The sequence below is a fragment of the Aureibaculum marinum genome (assembly GCF_003813905.1).
Taxonomy (GTDB): domain Bacteria; phylum Bacteroidota; class Bacteroidia; order Flavobacteriales; family Flavobacteriaceae; genus Aureibaculum; species Aureibaculum marinum.
Genome location: NZ_RPFJ01000049.1, coordinates 43,239 through 61,115 on the forward strand (window position 1 = coordinate 43,239; position 17,877 = coordinate 61,115).

Genomic DNA, 17,877 nt, shown 5'->3' on the forward strand with positions numbered 1-17,877 from the left:
TTGTTCCAGTAAAAAAATTAGTTATTTGCTTTTCATTTTACTAACCCAATAATGAAAAAAACAATCACCTTCTTACTATTGTTATGTTCCATAACAATAGTAGCTCAATCTAAACCATATTACATTTCAGGAACTGTTGTTTCTAAGATTGATCAAAAACCTTTATCTGATGCCACTGTTTATTTAGAAAGAGCAAAAGACAGCACTTTAATTACATACACTATAACAGACAAAAATGGTAAGTTTGAGTTAGAAGGAAGAACTTCATGGACAGATTTTAGTCTAAATGTTTCATATATTGGATACGAACCTCACAACCAAAATATTGATTACAAAGGCACACCTATAAATCTTAATACCATTTCATTAGCTAATGCCAATGTATTGGATGAAGTAATTATAAAATCGAGATCTCCTATCACCATAAAAAAAGATACTCTTGAATTTAATGTGAGCTCTTTTAAAACAAAAAAAGATGCCTCTGTTGAGGATTTAATTCGAGAATTACCTGGTTTTGAAGTAGATGAAAGTGGCCAAATTACGCATAATGGCAAACCTATTAACAAAATACTAGTAAATGGCAAACCTTTTTTTGGAAATGACCCAACAATTACTACTAGAAATTTAACTAAAGATATTATTGAAAAAATTCAAGTTACAGACACCAAGACAAAATCTCAGGCTTTTACTGGAGAAGAAAGTACTAGTGACGACAAGACTATTAATTTAACAATTAAGAAAGAAAACAATAAAGGTATTTTTGGTAGAATATCAGCAGGAGCTGGAACAGATAAACGTTGGGAAGGAGCCGGCATGTTAAATTATTTTAACAACGACAGACGCATTAGTGTATTGGCTGGAGGAAACAATATTAATTCTCCTGGATTTAGCTTTGGCGAAATTGAAAAAATGTTTGGTGGTGGTAACACTACTTTTCGAGTATCAAATGGAGGTCAAACGTCATTTTCTATTGGTGGACGATCTTTTGGTGGTGGACAAGGAATTACCACTTCAAAAAATACAGGTTTTAACTACGCAGATAAATTGAGTAAAAAAGTAGATGTTTCTGCAGATTATTTTTATTCAAATAGTAATTCTGAAGATGAAAGTTCAAAAGAAAGAGAAAATATATTGCCAGATAGAAGGTATTTCTCTAATTCAAATTCAGCAGCTACAAATCAATCAGAAAGCCATAGTGCTAATCTAGAATTTGAAATAAATATTGACACCACCTTATACATTAATATTCAACCTTCTTTTGGATTTTCAACCAACAAAAGAAAATATGAAGAATACGAAGGTACTAGAGATGAAATACAATCATTAACTAACGAATCTACCACTAATTCTTTTGTTGAAAGTTCTGCTAATTCATTTGAAAATGAATTTAGTATTACTAAAAAATTTGGTAGTAAAGGGTCATTCTTAAAATTTGAATTAGACAACCAATTTAACTCTAGCAAAAGTGATGATTTTTTAAGTTCTGAAACAGAAATTTATGGTGACACTCCTGAAACAATTTTAAGAAATCAATTTACTGATGGTAGTAATGATAATAGCAGTTTTGGCACCGAACTTACTTACCGATTGCCTTTGATGGGTAAAACATTTTATATAGATTTTCAGCATGAATATAGCCGAGACAAACGAGAAAATGTTAGAAGTACATATGACTTTAATCAAATAGATCAAGATTTTACTGATTTTAACACAGAATTAAGTACAAATTACCAATACTTAAATAAAACGAGTGACCAAGGCATACGCCTAAACTACAGAAAAGATAAAATCTATTTTAACCTTAGAGGATCTCACGTATATCGCGTATTGGAAAATAAAGATTTATTACGACCAGAACTTGATTTAAAAAGAAATTTTAACACCTTTAGAGCTTCTTCAAGGTTCAGATATCAATTTAGTTCAAAAAAATCATTTGGGTTACGATATAATTTAAGAAGTAGAGTACCTGCATTAAGTCAATTACAACCATTTGTTGACATTTCAAATCCTTTAAATACACGTATAGGAAATCCAAACTTAGTACCATCAAATGAGCATAGTTTAAACATGAATTTTAATAGTTTCGACTTTCAAAAAGGTACTGGATTTTATAGTTATTTATGGTCTAATTATACTAATAACGAGGTTGTTTCTAAAACCACTATAGACAATAACAATATACGAACTACTACTTATACTAATGTAGATGGTAATTATTATGTTGGTGGAGGTGCTTTCTTTAACAAATCTGTAAAAATAGACTCAGTAAAAACAATAAAGTTTGGTTTAGGCACAAATATTAGTACCAACAAACAATACAGCTTTAATAATGATGTAAAATACGCTACAACTAACACTTCTTTTTCTCCTACTTTATCCCTTACTTTTGATTGGAGAGATGTATTAGAAATAAGACCAGATTACAGACTCTCTTTTAATAATACCTCTTACGATATTGAAAATTTTGACAATAGGGAATTTACAACTCATAATTTAAGAATTTCTACACGTACCAATGTGCCAAAGAATTTAGAATGGGAAAATGTTGTAAATTTTAATTACAACCCTAACATTGCTGATGGATTCCAAAAAAGTGCTTGGTTTTGGAATTCAACAATCTCTTATTCTATACTTAAAGATAAAGGAATTATTAGTTTAAAAGCCTTTGATTTATTAAACCAAAACACAAATGCCAGAAGAGTATCAAATGAAAATTATATAGAAGACTCTCAGAGCATGGTTTTACAACGCTATTTTATGGTTGGTTTTAGTTATAAGTTTAACACCCTAGGTAAAGCTGGAGAAATAAGAAAAGGAAGACGTTATAGAATGTTTTAAAAAATAAAATTAGCAAACTTAGTCTGTAAACATTTCTTTTAATTCTGCTTCTGAATACTCTACACCAGTTTTTGATTTTTTAGACCTTAAAGCGTTAATTTTATTAGCATCGATATGTTGCTGTTTATTAGTAAAAGCATTTGTTATATAAGAAATAATTGATGACAAATCTTTATCTGAAACTTGTTCGTTATTGATTACTCCTGGCATCGTACTATTAAAATGATACTGTTTACCACTTACAGTAACTGGTCCTTGCAAGCCATGTAATAAAACAAGAGCTAACTTTTCCACATTCCCCTTTAAATAATCTGAATTTAATAAAGGAGGTGCAAGACCTTCAATTCCTTCACCACCAGAATTATGACAAGCAGAACATATTTGACTATATAATTTTGCTCCATTTGTTCGAGCATCTTTACTCGGTCCTATTTGTACATAAAGCGAATTTGGCTTTTCATCTTTAAATTGATTTATATTTTTAAGTAAAACATCTTTAAAAAGAATGTTTTTAGCATGTATAGTCTCAATCAATTCCATTTGCAAAGCTATATTCTTATTAGAAAACCCACTAATTAACGCCTCTTGAAAAATTTTATGATTCTTATATTTCCAACTTAATAAAGTTATAAGCGGTATAAATTGTTCTTTATCAACAGATGCCCAACCACCAAGTGTGGTAGAAATATAAAAATCAATTATCATACTATTTTTTCCGAGAAGCTCATTAAAAAGATTAGCAACAGTATTCGTGTGTTTTTTCTCTAAAAAACTTTCTAATAAAATAATTGCATGTGCTCCAACTTCAGCATTACTATTTTTAGCAACAGCTATTAAAGTTTCAAAACTTAAGGCATCAATACCTTTTAAAGTGTATAAAGCATGAATTTGTGCTAAAGGATGCTCTACATTTTTGACCAATTCATTTAATAAAGGAATTACTTTCTTATCATTTTTAAAAATAATTAATTGCTGGGCTCTATCTCTTAACCAACCATTGCTATCTTTTAATAAATCAACTAATTTATTTGCTGACAAATTAGTGAGAATAGGTACTTTTTGATTGGGAATATCCTTTTTTGATACTTTTAAAATACGTCCAAAATCTACAATTGAATCCAACTTTTTCTTGGCAGATATATTTCTCAAATATGGACTCAAATAAGCATGATGTTGAATAACACCACGATGCATATCTACTATATACATATTTCCATCAGGTCCGGTACTTAAATTAACGGGTCTAAATCCCTCATCGGTAGAGGCTAAAAATTCTCTTTCTTGCCAAGCTTGATTTGCTTGTGTATAAATACCATTAAATTCTAAAATATTTCTTTTAATAAGATTAGCTGCTGGTTCACATACAAAAGCATTTTGGTTATAATCATCAGTAAAATTATTACCACGATATACCAATGGTCCACAAGCTGCAGTAAAATGAACTAATAAACTATCTTGATTTAAAACCCCTTTAATATAACCTCTATTTACAGGTGTAGGATGTATAGGATATACTCGTTGGTCATCTGTTAACAATTTATTTTGCCCTTCTTTTGGTGTATAATATTTGTTGCGTATTAATCGATTAGGCAACACATAATCACCTAATAACTGACGTGAATTATCGTTAAAATAAAGTCTACCAAAGTTATCTTTTGTAATACCCCATTGCCCTCTAAATGAAGTTGGTTCTTTAATCCACTTCCCTTCTTTTCTTTGATATCTGAAATTTGATTTGGCACTATAAATCCAATTGTCAATATTAATCAACAATCCATTAGGTTGATGCTCAGGATTACCATCAGGTGCATAAAGAGAATCTACCAAAACTTTATTTTTCACCTTATCATTTTCTAGTTCTGCAAACCATAATTTAGGAGGCTCTACATATAATAATCCATCATAAACCAAAGCCAAGGCCCTAGGCATAACCAAACTATCAAGAACAATTTTGGCATGATCAGCAACACCATCATTATCTAAATCCTCTAAAATTTTAATAGAACCATTTGGAGTGGTTTCTCCAATAAAAAATCCAGGCATTTCTACCACCCAAATACGACCTTGATTATCAAAATCTATCGCTACTGGAGCTTCTAATAAAGGTTCTGAAGCAATTACTTCCAATTGAAAACCATCTTCTATCTTATATCCGTCTAAATTAATAACTGGCTCTTCAACAGTGGGCTTACAGCTAAATAAAACTAGGGAGACAACCGTACAAGAAAAAAATTTCAATAAAGAATATTGCACATTAATCGTTTTTTGGGTCTGAGATACAAATTAAATGAAATTGTTGGACTAAAGGAACTACTTTTTATTGAAATTTCAAATATATACTTCGCTAATTAATTGGTAGTAATCTATAAAATAAAACGTACCTAACACATCATTTTAAAATCTGACCACCATACCTTGTTCAGCAATATTAAACCCTTTTTTTAAAACTGTTTTTTGTGCTTCACTTCCTTTAATTAACAATGGGTTTGTATGGTTAAAGTGGATAAAATAGATTTTTTGTTTTTCTTTAGCAGTTAAGTTTTCAAACAAAGCTACACTTTCTTGGACAAAAGGATGTGGTACTTCATTCATATCACGATTAATTTCACCATCTTTAAAAAATGTAGCATCTAAAAAAGCAAGGTCTACATTTTTAATATAATCAACTATACTTCTATCCCACTTTTGCCATTTATCAATATCAGGAATAAATAATGCTTTTTTCTGTTGATTATTAATCATATACCCAACAGTTTCTGTAAATTCATCACGATGAGGTACTTGAATAGGTTTTACGGAAATTCTCTCATTTAATAAAATTGTAGAATCTTTTTTAATGGTTTTTAATTGAATATTATTAAGCTCAACTAATTGACTCCAAGGTCCATTTTCAATTAGAAAAGTATTCATTTTTGGCATGGCATACACTGGCATTTTATCTGCTCCAAGAGCTTCTCTACCTAAAAACATTAATCCGGTATAATGCCCAATATGACCATGAGTTAAAAAGATACCATCTGGCAATTCTTTATTTTTTAAATGATAAGATAAAAGTTTCGTTTGAGCAGTAAAATCAGGAGTAGCATCAAAAATCCAACTTTCATTAGAAATTGGATCAACCACTGCAATAGCACTCACATACTCTTTCAGTTCAGGATTTTGTTGCACACGTTTGCAACATTCTTTTTCACAAGCAACTTGAGGATATCCAGCATCTTGAGCAGTACCAAGCACCACTACATAAGGTTCTTTTGGAACGTTAAAAACTAGGGTTTTGTTTTGCCTTTCAGCACAACAAATAAATAGAATAAATAGGATAAAAAACAGTCCTTTATTCATAACTCCATCGTTTAATAATTTCGTCAACAGCATTATTAATACCGGTATAATAATTTTCGTTTTTAAATTCAGGTATCATCTGTTTATCAATAATAGTTTTACAAATTGAATCGGTTAAAATAAGCATAGTACCTTTTCCTGTGGCAATACTTACTTTCTTCATTGGCTTTACCAAGAGTATTAACAACCCATTGTCTTTATCTTTTTTTCCAACACCAATTTGATTAGCCAAATAAGTAGCGTTAGAAACAACATCACCAACAATAGAATCTAATGTAAAAATGGCTATTTCATTGGTAGTTTTTTGTTCAAATTTTGCTAATTTTAAATTTAAAGAAGCTTTTTGATTATCGGTAAATACTTTAGAAAAATCACTTATAAAGCTAAAAGAATTATCTTCATGAGGTATTATTTCTGATTGTAACGTTGTTTTGGTTTCTGTAGTTGTTACTGGCGTTTTTACTTTGCAAGAACATATAGAAATTACAAGAGCTACTAGTATAATTTTTTTCATAATACAATTAAAATAAGGTAAAAATATGTTCAAGCAGCATATTACCAGCTGCCTCCGGCACCACCCCCACCAAAACCGCCGCCGCCAAAGCCGCCGCCGAAACCGCCACCACCAAAACCACCAGAGCTACCACCACCAAAACTGCCGCCACCAAAGCCACCTCGACCAACACGACTTAAAATAATAGCTTCTAATATAGATTGTGTAGCTCCATCGTGTCTATGGCCTCTATTGCCGCCATTTCCTTTATTGCGATTAGTAAGGATTATAAATAAAATAATAACAAAAAATACAATAAATACTATTGGAATATGGCCATCGCTCTCATTCTGCGGAGTTCCTTGAAACTCACCATTAAGCACCTGCATAATTGCAGAGGTACCTCTATCTAACCCATTATAATAATTCCCTTGTTTAAATTGAGGAGTAATTATATTGTTTACAATCCGTTTTGAAAGTGCATCTGTCAGTAAATGCTCAACTCCATAACCTGTTGCTATCCATAACTTTCTGTCATTTTTTGCCACCAATACAAAAACACCATTGTCTTGTTTTTCTTGACCCACACCCCATTCATGAGCCCATTTTGTAGCATACAATGCAATATCCTCACCGTTTAAAGTGTTGATAATAGCGACAACAATTTGTGTTGAAGTAGTATCGTTATAACGAATTAACTTTTGTTCTAAGGCATTTTTTTCAGAAGCTTTTAACAAGCCGGCCTCATCATAAACACTAGTTTGTAAATTAGGTTTAGGAGGAATTGTTAACTGTGAAAATACAGAAATATTACCTAAAAAAAGTAACGTTAAAATGAATAAAAAAAGTATATGTTTTTTCGGAAATATTTGCATTTAAAGCTATAGGTAAAATCGAAATTTTGAACCTGCAATATACTAAAAAGTACTAACAATTGATTTAGCTTTTTGCAACATATTTGTATAATTTCTAAGAATTAAATTTGATATAAAAATTAATTATTTTAATTAGCTATTTCAAAAAAAAGTCAAGTATAGGCTTTTAATTTACATACTTTCTAAATTTCTCTATATTTTCAGAACTTCCTTGAATATACAACAAATCGTTCTGATAAATTTTTTGATCAGGATGTATATCATCATTTATTTTATCATTGTGTAAAATAGCTAAAATGCTTATTCCGTATTTTGCTCTGATATTGGCTTCTTTTATGGTTCTACCATTAATTTTACTACCATCACAAGTTACTCTTACACAAGTTATATTAAAATCTGGAATTTGAGTATTTGTAAATGTTTTAGGTTGTTTGTTTTTCATTTGGAATATGTCATAATTATTAGACCTTACATAATCAATTAATTGATCTATCTGACTTTCAGGAACTAAAAAGTTATGCATTACTCTTGAAAATATTTCAATTGAAGTTTCAAATTCTTCAGGAATTACATCATCTGCACCTAAGGCAATTAATCCTCTTATTTCTCGCACATATTTAGTACGTACAAGAATATGTACAGATCGAGAAGTTTCGCGTATATTTCTAATAACAGTTTTGGTAACTTCTTTATTTGAAATAGCAATAACAACAGATCTTGCTTTTGTAAGATTTGCAGTGTCTAAAATATGAGGCTCTGAAGCATCTCCAAATAAAATAGGAATTCCTTCTTGTTTAGATTTTTTTACAATAGAAGCGTTCATTTCAATAACTACGTAAGGTATATCTGCATATTGAGCTGCTTTTGCCAAATTAGATCCATTAATACCAAAACCAATAATTATTAGGTGATTGGAAAGTTCATGATCAAGAACATCTTCATTTTCAGTATCACTAAACACGTTATTATCAATTCTTCTACCCAATTTTGTGCTTAAAAATTTATCTGAAATAGTATGAGAAAACATAATTACAAATGGGGTAAAAATCATAGAGACAATAGAAACTGATAAAAAATATTGATTTACTTCATGACTTAACAAACCGTATTCCATTCCAATGGTAGAAAGAATAAAAGCAAATTCCCCAATTTGAAATAAAGACAACCCAGTAAGTAATACTGTTTTTGGTGGATATCTCAATACAGCTACTGCAATAGAGGTAGCTAATGTTTTAACAAGAAAAACAGCCATTACTAGCAATAGAATAATTCCAATATGCTCAAAGAAAAATGCCAAATCTAACAGCATTCCAATAGATATAAAGAAAATACTCGTAAACAATTCTCTAAATGGTAAAATAATACTTGTAGCTTGATGAGAATACTCCGATTCAGAGATTATTAAACCTGCTAAAAAAGCACCTAATGCTAATGAGAGTCCTGCTTCAGAGGTTAAAAATGCTACTGCAAAACAAATTGCAATTGTGGTAAGTAAAAAAAGTTCTTTACTATTCGTTTTTGCAACAGCATACATTAACTTTGGCACAATATATCTTGCACTAACAATTGTAATAATTACAACAATAATTGATTTTACAACAAGCATTATAATACTCATAGTTACATTTTCTGATGCTCCAGATAATATTGGTGTTATCAGCATCATAGGTACAACTACAATATCTTGAAAAATAAGTATAGCCAAAGCATTTCGTCCATGAGCAGTTTTCATTTCGTTTCGGTCTTGTAATATTTTTAAAACAATAGCCGTACTAGACAATGAAAACAAAAAACCTACAAACACAGCTTCTTCCATGGTTTTACCAAGAAAGTAATATGTAACTCCTGAAAATAAAATAGAAAGTCCTACTTGTAAAGAACCACCAATAAACACAGTATTTTTTATAGATGCCAATTGTTTTATAGAGAGTTCCATTCCTATAACAAAGAGCAGTAAAATAACTCCAATTTCTGAAATTACTTCAATTTGGTCACTTGCTTTAATTAAACTAAGACCATGTGGACCAATAATAATACCCGTTACTAAAAAACCCAATATGGAAGGTAATTTTAATCGTTGTAATAAAAACACAATTAAAATTGAGAATCCTAATAAAATTACAAAATCTTGTAATAGTGGTGTATGCATAAAGTAAGTCTAGTTTATAAACAATAAATAAAATATATCGTTTTTAGCGGTGTATTGCGAAAATAAAACAAAATAGGTTTAAATTATATTAAATTTGATATTAAATTATTAAAAATTTACTATAAACAAACCACCTAATTAACGAGTAGGTATTAAACATTTATTATTGTCCCACTTCCCTTTTAATATATCATGGGGTATAATTTGACCTTGGCAATCTAAGAAATTACCAAAATTATCTTTTTTTAACATTCTTAATTTACCTTGACGGATAGCGTCTAATAAATGGTTTATAATTATTTTTTTTGAAGCGTTTTTATATTTTTTACCAACTGTAGCACCAACTGAATTATTATAAAGATCCATATCAGAAGAAGGTTTATCAGGTAACAAGCCATCCTCCAACTTTCTATTTAAATAAGATTGGTAATTTCCTTTTTCATGAGCTCTACCTAAACTAAGAGCTGCATTTTTACCAATAACTTGTGCTGATCTTGCCATCCAGAAACTATGTTTAAAAGCATCCAATTGCCCTCCATTATTATCGCTTCCAATTATATTTTCTTTGGCTATAGAATCAGTAACAACTAAAACTTCTTTTGAAATTTGATAGCCTTTTTTTGCCTTAAAAGGATGAAAAATAGCCCAAGTTTTTTCAGGTTTTGACAATTGAGAAAAAGACTTCTTTAATTTCGGTGAGCAATTGGCAAATAAAGCAATTGTGAAAGAATAGAACAGAATTTTCTTAACTGTTGTAATTTGCATACTATTTTAGTAATTTAATATAATTTTCCGTTTGTTTATCTAATTGCATTTTCGCTTTTTTTATAGCTCTATTTAGTTTAGTATTTGGGGTATTGCTCATATCTTTTAGTGATTCGAATGATTTTTGATACCAAGTATTCCATGCCGATAAAATTTTAATTTCTTCTAAAAAATCATTGCCTTCAGCGATAGATTTCTGCGACAATAAAAACTCATTTTTAAGTCGTATTTCTGCTTTGGTTTTTATATTTCTTAATTCTTTTAATGCAGTTTTAGTATTTGCATTTAACAAAGTAAAAGCACTTGCTAATGCAGCAGTACCTACATTTTTTAAAGTTTCTTTAGAAACCTTATCTATTCTATCATTATCAGTATGATAAAACTGATCTGTAAAATGCCACAACAACAATCCAGGAATATCAGCTTTTAAAAATGGAGTATGATCACTACCTCCTTCAAAAGGATTGGTATTTACCACCCAATTAGCAAACTTACCTTGTTTTTCAAAAACACTTACTATAAAATCATTTAAATAATGAGGTTTCATATCTTCTAGTGTTAAAGGTCTTCCACCCCACTCTGAATGTTTATCATTTCCTCGTGTCCATATTGCACTTGGATCTGGCATTTTTTCAATTAAAAAAGAACCTCCTGTTAGGGCTGTATTTTCACCCACCATGTCTAAACTAATTCCCCATTTTATAGTTGATGCTCTAAGACTATCTTCTTTAATGTATCGTTGAGTAGAGATAATTTCGTCTCCCCATAAAAAAGTTAATGTTCTGTCTAGTGGTATTTTTTTATCCTTTACAAATTTGGCAGCCAACTGTGCCATTTCTAATTGAACACCTACTCCAGAAGCATTATCATTTGCCCCCGGCTCTTGAACATGAGCACTAAAAACCAACCTTTCTTCTGGGGTTACATTTCCTTTTATATCAGCAACAATAGTAAGCTCTTCTGAAGGATAAATTTTTGTATTTACAACTGCTTTTACTTTAACTTTTCCACGCTCTAAAGCTTTTATTAATCTTTCTTTTGCTTGATAAGATAAAGCCATACCCCATATATTTTTTTCATTATAGGGAATACTTCTAAATTGTATAGAAGTACTATTTTTTTCTGGTTGTAAATAAGCTGGCATATTATAGGTTAACATGCCTAAAGCTCCATTTTTCAATGCTGTTTTATATAATCTATAAGGACTCATTTCTGCAAAAACTACCTTACCTTTTATGTCTATTTTTTCTAATAACTCTAGATCTTTTATATAGACGACTTCAGCGACAACACCACCTTTTGGAGTTGATGCAGAGTTTAAATATGTCATATTTCTATTGGTAGAAGACTCTAACAATGGCATATCTTCACCTACTATAGTTAACCTAGCATCAATAGGTTGCCATGTAGGGTTCTTCAATGGTCTTTTTTCAATTCTATAGGTAAACCTATCAGTTTCCTTAGCATTACTTTCTAAAACATAACCAGAGTTTTCAAGTGTTGTTGCAATATGATAAATACTTTTATTAAATCCCTCATTACCAACAACTCGCCAAAACTGCTCTACAAATACAGTAGTTTTATAGGCTTGATTCCCAGTAAATTCATCTCTTACTAAAGATAAATATTCTGATACATCAGTTTTAGTATTTTGAGAAAAGCCCATTCCAAAAGAAAGGAAGATAATACCAAAAATTAAATTTCTAATCATAGTTAAAAAATTATAAGCGAAAACTACTAAATTAATATGAAATGCACCTCTAAACTCTATAAGATTTAATAAATTTGTAAGATTAACTTTACAAAATATAGATGTATGAAATATCATCCTATTGACAACAGGCTTTTTATAAAAAATCGTAAAAACTTTATGGCTCAAATGAAACCAAGCAGCCTTGCAGTTTTTAATTCTAACGATATTTATCCTATAAGTGCAGACAGCACTATGCCATTTCAACAGCACCGAGACATTTTTTATCTTAGTGGTGTTGACCAAGAAGAAAGCATTTTAGTGTTATTTCCAGATGCACCAAAAGAAAACCATAGAGAAATACTCTTTTTAAAAGAAACCAATGAACATATTGCAATTTGGGAAGGTGAAAAACTTACAAAAGAAGCCGCTTTTAAAACGAGTGGCATTAAAACCGTTTATTGGTTACAAGACCTAGAAAAGGTAATGTTTGAGTTAATGACACAATGCGATACTGTTTATATTAACACTAACGAACATTATAGAGCTTCGGTAGAAACTGAAACTCGTGAAGACCGATTTACAAAATGGTTAAAAGACAAATATCCTGCACATGCGGTAGCTAAAAGCAACCCTATATTACAACGTTTACGCTCTGTAAAAGACCAAATTGAAATCGATTTAATACAACAAGCTTGTACTATTACAGAAAAAGGTTTTAGACGTGTACTAAATTTTACAAAACCTGGGGTTTGGGAGTATGAAATTGAAGCAGAATTTATGCACGAATTTCTTATAAATAGATCTAAAGGATTTGCCTACACTCCTATTATTGGGTCTGGTAACAATGCAAACGTATTGCATTATATAGAAAATAACCAACAGTGTAAAGATGGGGAATTAATATTAATTGATGCAGCTGCTGAGTATGCTAATTACTCCAGTGACATGACACGTACCATCCCTGTTTCTGGAAAATTTAGCCAAAGACAAAAAGATGTATATAACGCTGTAAATCGTGTAAAAAACGAGGCTACAAAAATGCTTGTTCCCGGAACTGATTGGGCCGAATATCACAAAGAAGTTGGTAAAATAATGACTTCTGAATTGCTTGGATTAAAATTGTTAGACAAAGCAGATGTTGAGAATGAAAATCCTGATTGGCCAGCCTATAAAAAATATTTTATGCACGGTACTTCTCATCATTTAGGGTTAGATACTCATGATTATGGTATTTTAACTGAACCTATGCAGGCAAATATGGTTTTTACTGTTGAACCAGGCATTTATATACCTGATGAAGGATTTGGTATTCGATTAGAAGATGATGTGGTTATTCAAGAACATGGAGAACCTTTAAATCTGATGAAAAATATTCCAATTGAAGCAGAAGAAATTGAGGATTTGATGAACAAATAAAACCCAATACATCCTAATTTTAAATAAAAAACAAGGAGGTATTGAAGTAAAATTCATTACAAAAACACCTCAAAAGGATTTAAAAATCCTTTTGAGGTGTTTTTTACTTTTTTAACATGCCATATCAGCAATTAAATAGAAAATAACTAAAGTTTACACCTCTCCATAAACGCGTTTAACAAACGCTCCATTTAAAAATGTGCTAGCATCCAATTGACTTTGAAGAGTAATCCCTTTTGGTTTATTTTCTAACAACCAATGAATAGATTGTACTAAAGGAGCTGCCGTTGTAGTTTGTATAGCTCTGAGCAAATGTTTACCAACCTTTTGGGGTTTTATATGCTTAGAAATTTCCTGTCTACGTAAGTTTCCTTTATCATCTTTCCCTTCTACCGCTACATAAAGTACAATTTGATCATCTTCCACAAGTGGAATTTCCGACAACATAATTTCTTGCAAATCTGTTATAATAGCATCAGAATTTTTTATCTTATTTAGTTGCTTATCTACCCAATCATAATGGCCAGGATGACGTAATGTTTTATAATCTAGTTTTTTAACTTTACCACTTAACGCATCAGGGAGGTCAGCAGCACCACCAGAAGTAAGATCTTCTTCATATGCAATACCATCAATAATTAGTGTAGCTCTTTCAGACAATGCAGGGAGGTTCACTTTTTTAAAATTACGAAGTGCAATACACTCTTTTACATATTCAGTTGCCACACCAATAGGACTCCAAGTAAAACCATAATAATGAGGAGCAACTGCATTTGTAGTCAAAGCTCCAACTTTAAACTCAAGACAATCTACTTCTGCTACATTATATTGATTACAAAATTGTTGAAACATATAATTTGCCAACACATCAATATAACCAGGAGCCAAACCTGTTTGTAATACAAAACCTGTATTAGAAGTTTTTCCTATTTCTAAAATTTGATTTGTTTCTGCAACATATTCTGTAAGGTTAGCATAATAAAGGTTAAAATCTATGGAAAATTGTGCCATTTTTGGAGCCAATTTACCAGGCAAACAATCTAATAAAGCATCTCCTTTATTAAAAATAGACTTCATTTCTTCAGTAATTTCTTCTGAATTTAAATAATATGGAATTACTTTACAGTTTTTAGAAGCTCCATTTTCTATCCATTGAGCTACTTTTTTTGCTTTTTCAAAATTACAATCTCCTATAAAAATAGTAGGGGCAACCGAACTCCATTCAGCTAAAAGAAGCCCCGCAGCTTCTGCTATTCCGCCTGCTCCAGCAATTATAATATGGTAATGTGTTTGCATGTTTTTTATCATTTTTATACGCAATACCAAGGTAGTCATTATTACTCAAATTTTAAGAATTACTACTAAAAAGGATAAAAGGTTGCGGCTGAAAATTTTAGACTCTTTTTTAAACAATAAAACAAAGCGTATTTACGTTAAATATTTAATCGCTAAACATATTTTTATTGCAAAACACTACTTTAATATTATGTATTAAATATTTTAAGTTTGTGATACCAATTTTTCTCTTATTAGGTACCACCAAAATATGCTATGCTCAATCTCAACAAGAAGATACTAAAATTCGTGAATTAAAAAATCCAGATATTGAAGATTATGAGCAATTAGTATATGATGCTACGCAATATCTTTTAAACAATCCAATTAATGAAAAATCGGCTGATTTTGTCAGTGCTTGTAAAATTGTTAATTTTTGGATACGTCAAGATACTGGTTATGGGTTGCCTTTAGGAGGAAATTTTTATTATAAACTTACCAATACAAATCATCAACAGTTTTATTATGCGGTAAGTATGGTCCATTATTTACTAGATCAAAAAAGAAATCACAATCGTATTATAAAATGTGTTCCACAAATAGGTCAATGTTACAAAAATCAAGAAGATGTGCAAGAAGTTCGTGTTAAGGCTGCCGAAATCTTTTTGAATTATGCTAAAAAAAGAAGAAATCGCATAAAGTTGACCGTAAGATCTAGAAAATATTTAAAACATTATAGAAAAGGTACTCTGGCACAAAAATTTAGAGACGAACTTGACGAACCTCCTATAAAAAAAGAAATTAATTCTCCGTTTATAATCTACCTCACATCTAATTAATATAAACTTCTAACTAAAAATAATTGCTTATTACTCTTATTAATCGTAATATTGCAATTAAGTAATTGTACTTAAAAAATCCTATTCTTAAAGGCTAAATCAGTTGTATAATCTCTAAAAATATTAAGCATGCAAAACGAACAAGAACTAAAAAATATAGTTAAAGATAGATATACTAAAATTGCTGAGCAAGGTAAAGTAGAAAATGCATCATCATGTTGTGGAGCAACCACATCGTCAAATAAATTTTATAATATTATGATGGACGATTATTCAGAAACCGAAGGTTACAATGAAGATGCCGATTTAGGTTTAGGTTGTGGTTTACCAACCAAATTTGCAAAAATTAAAAAAGGAGATACCGTTATTGATTTAGGTTCTGGTGCAGGGAACGATTGTTTTGTTGCACGGCATGAAACTGGTATTGAAGGAAAAGTAATTGGTATTGATTTTACTCCAATTATGATTAAAAAAGCCCGAACCAATGCTGAAAAACTAGGCTATAACAATGTTGAATTTAGAGAAGGTGATATTGACAACATGCCTGTTAACGATAATGTAGCTGATGTAATTGTAAGCAATTGCGTATTAAATCTGGTACCAAACAAGCAAAAAGTGATTGCCGAGATCTATAGAACTTTAAAACCAAGTGGACATTTTAGTATTTCTGACATTGTTCTAGTTGGCCATTTACCTGAAGCATTAAAAAACGATGCTGAGATGTATGCTGGCTGTGTTGCAGGAGCCATTCAAAAAGAAGACTACTTACAATTTATTAGCAATCAAGGTTTTAAAAATATAAAAATTCAAAAAGAAAAGCCCATTGTTATACCCAATGATATACTTGACAAATATTTAACTCCAGAAGAAGTTACTAATTTTAATAATGGAACTACTGGAATTTTTAGCATTACAGTTTACGCAGAAAAACCAAAACAAGCACAAGAAAAGCCAAAACTAAAACTTTCTGAAATTCAATCTAGCTCATGCTGTGGCCCTAATAGTGATTGTTGTTAATGCAACTACTGTTTATAAATAAAAAGTAACATCGCTTTACTAGTAAACAGAACTAGTAATTCGCATTAAAGTTGTTTTATATAAAAATAAATATTACATTTAACTACTTACAAAACAATTAAATACATACAATTAGCTTAAAAAAAAGATTATGAATACTTTTAAAATTCCTCAGAAAAATAAGAACATAATTTCCTTAGCAGCTTTACTTTTTTGTATATTTTTTACTTTAGCAAGTACTGCTCAAAACCTTATTGGAGCTTGGGAAAACTACAATACCCTTGATGATGGAAATCAAGTTAAAAATGTTATAATTTATTCAGATGGCTTTTATGCTATAAGTACATACCATGCAAAAACAGGTAAATTTATAAGTACCAAAGGAGGCAGTTGGAAATTAAAAGACAATACCCTGTCACAACAGATAGAATTTGACACTCAAAAACCTGAAAATGTTGGTACTAAAAAAAGTTTTACTATTGCTATAACGGACACTACACTAGCGATTACAGACTCCAACACAAAATATACCAGAATAGATGACGGAACACCTGGCAAACTAAAAGGAGCCTGGCTAATGTCTGGTAGAGTAAGAGATGGTAAAACACAACAACGAGATACTAACAGACCAAGAAAAACAATGAAAATATTGTCGGGAACTCGTTTTCAATGGATTGCTTACAATACAGAAACAAAGCAATTTATGGGTACGGGTGGCGGAACCTATACCACCCAAGATGGTAAATACACCGAGAATATTAAATTCTTTTCAAGAGACGATACCAGAGTAGGCAATAGCTTACAATTTAATTACGAATTAAAAGAAGGCCATTGGCACCATTCAGGATTATCTAGCAAAGGAGACCCAATACACGAAATTTGGAGTAAAAGATAAGAAACAATATAGTTACCCAAATAATGCGTATTAAAATAAATAATTTAGGTTCTGTTTAAAAATGTAATAGACAAAAAAATAGTATAGTTGCAAATTGTTTATTTACTAAATGCTAAAAAACCCAAATTAAGCTAAACTTAATTTGGGTTTTCTTTTTGTATTTTGTTTATCCGTTACTTAACGGTTAAGTAACGGATAATCTTTTAGTACACCTATGCAGAACATCAATAATTATAAGGGTTTTTATTAAATTTTCAAAAAAATTATTATATTTAAAGCCATA

General features: G+C 30.5%; 13 protein-coding genes. 5 read left to right on the forward strand and 8 right to left on the reverse strand.

Annotation, left to right across the window (positions count from 1 at the left end; genetic code table 11):
• Positions 1-51: 51 nt before the first annotated feature.
• Complete coding sequence (locus tag EGM88_RS14155; protein WP_123899080.1) at positions 52-2,838, forward strand: outer membrane beta-barrel protein; 2,787 nt, start codon at positions 52-54, stop codon at positions 2,836-2,838.
• A gap of 18 nt (positions 2,839-2,856) precedes the next feature.
• On the opposite strand, the gene EGM88_RS14160 is transcribed toward EGM88_RS14155, so the two are convergent.
• The 7 genes from EGM88_RS14160 to EGM88_RS14190 all read right to left on the reverse strand — a co-directional run bounded on the left by EGM88_RS14160 (position 2,857) and on the right by EGM88_RS14190 (position 12,170).
• Positions 2,857-5,091, reverse strand: coding sequence for a DUF7133 domain-containing protein (locus EGM88_RS14160; RefSeq protein ID WP_238988452.1), 2,235 nt, complete (start codon positions 5,089-5,091; stop codon positions 2,857-2,859).
• A gap of 141 nt (positions 5,092-5,232) precedes the next feature.
• Positions 5,233-6,177: an MBL fold metallo-hydrolase gene (locus EGM88_RS14165; protein ID WP_123899081.1), complete on the reverse strand. Its 945-nt coding sequence runs from the start codon at positions 6,175-6,177 to the stop codon at positions 5,233-5,235.
• Positions 6,170-6,691: a TPM domain-containing protein gene (locus EGM88_RS14170; RefSeq protein ID WP_123899082.1), complete on the reverse strand. Its 522-nt coding sequence runs from the start codon at positions 6,689-6,691 to the stop codon at positions 6,170-6,172. Before EGM88_RS14170 ends, EGM88_RS14165 begins: the two co-directional genes overlap by 8 nt.
• Positions 6,692-6,732: 41 nt before the next feature.
• The gene (locus EGM88_RS14175; RefSeq protein ID WP_123899083.1) at positions 6,733-7,545 is read right to left on the reverse strand and encodes a TPM domain-containing protein; all 813 of its coding nucleotides are present in this window, start codon (positions 7,543-7,545) and stop codon (positions 6,733-6,735) included.
• Positions 7,546-7,711: 166 nt separating this feature from the next.
• Positions 7,712-9,694 (reverse strand): monovalent cation:proton antiporter family protein, encoded by a 1,983-nt coding sequence (locus EGM88_RS14180; protein WP_123899084.1) that lies wholly within the window; start codon positions 9,692-9,694, stop codon positions 7,712-7,714.
• Between the two features lie 138 nt (positions 9,695-9,832).
• Positions 9,833-10,459 carry a DUF6973 domain-containing protein gene (locus tag EGM88_RS14185; RefSeq protein WP_123899085.1) on the reverse strand — a complete coding sequence of 209 codons (627 nt, stop codon included), beginning with the start codon at positions 10,457-10,459 and terminating at the stop codon, positions 9,833-9,835.
• Between the two features lies 1 nt (position 10,460).
• Complete coding sequence (locus EGM88_RS14190) at positions 10,461-12,170, reverse strand: M28 family peptidase (RefSeq protein WP_123899086.1); 1,710 nt, start codon at positions 12,168-12,170, stop codon at positions 10,461-10,463.
• A 105-nt stretch (positions 12,171-12,275) separates the two neighbouring features.
• Between EGM88_RS14190 and EGM88_RS14195 the strand changes: the two genes are divergently transcribed.
• Positions 12,276-13,568, forward strand: coding sequence for an aminopeptidase P family protein (locus EGM88_RS14195; RefSeq protein ID WP_123899087.1), 1,293 nt, complete (start codon positions 12,276-12,278; stop codon positions 13,566-13,568).
• Positions 13,569-13,721: 153 nt separating this feature from the next.
• Here the strand turns inward: EGM88_RS14195 and EGM88_RS14200 are convergent, their stop codons facing one another.
• Positions 13,722-14,864 carry a saccharopine dehydrogenase family protein gene (locus tag EGM88_RS14200; RefSeq protein WP_123899094.1) on the reverse strand — a complete coding sequence of 381 codons (1,143 nt, stop codon included), beginning with the start codon at positions 14,862-14,864 and terminating at the stop codon, positions 13,722-13,724.
• 212 nt (positions 14,865-15,076) lie between these two features.
• Here EGM88_RS14200 and EGM88_RS14205 point away from each other — a divergent pair, with 212 nt between their 5' ends.
• The 3 genes from EGM88_RS14205 (at position 15,077) to EGM88_RS14215 (ending at position 17,594) form a co-directional block, all read left to right on the forward strand.
• Positions 15,077-15,682 carry a hypothetical protein gene (locus tag EGM88_RS14205; protein ID WP_123899088.1) on the forward strand — a complete coding sequence of 202 codons (606 nt, stop codon included), beginning with the start codon at positions 15,077-15,079 and terminating at the stop codon, positions 15,680-15,682.
• A 129-nt stretch (positions 15,683-15,811) separates the two neighbouring features.
• The gene (locus EGM88_RS14210; protein WP_123899089.1) at positions 15,812-16,699 is read left to right on the forward strand and encodes an arsenite methyltransferase; all 888 of its coding nucleotides are present in this window, start codon (positions 15,812-15,814) and stop codon (positions 16,697-16,699) included.
• Positions 16,700-16,850: 151 nt separating this feature from the next.
• Positions 16,851-17,594, forward strand: a complete 744-nt coding sequence (locus tag EGM88_RS14215; RefSeq protein WP_123899090.1) for a membrane or secreted protein — start codon at positions 16,851-16,853, stop codon at positions 17,592-17,594.
• Positions 17,595-17,877 lie beyond the last annotated feature (283 nt).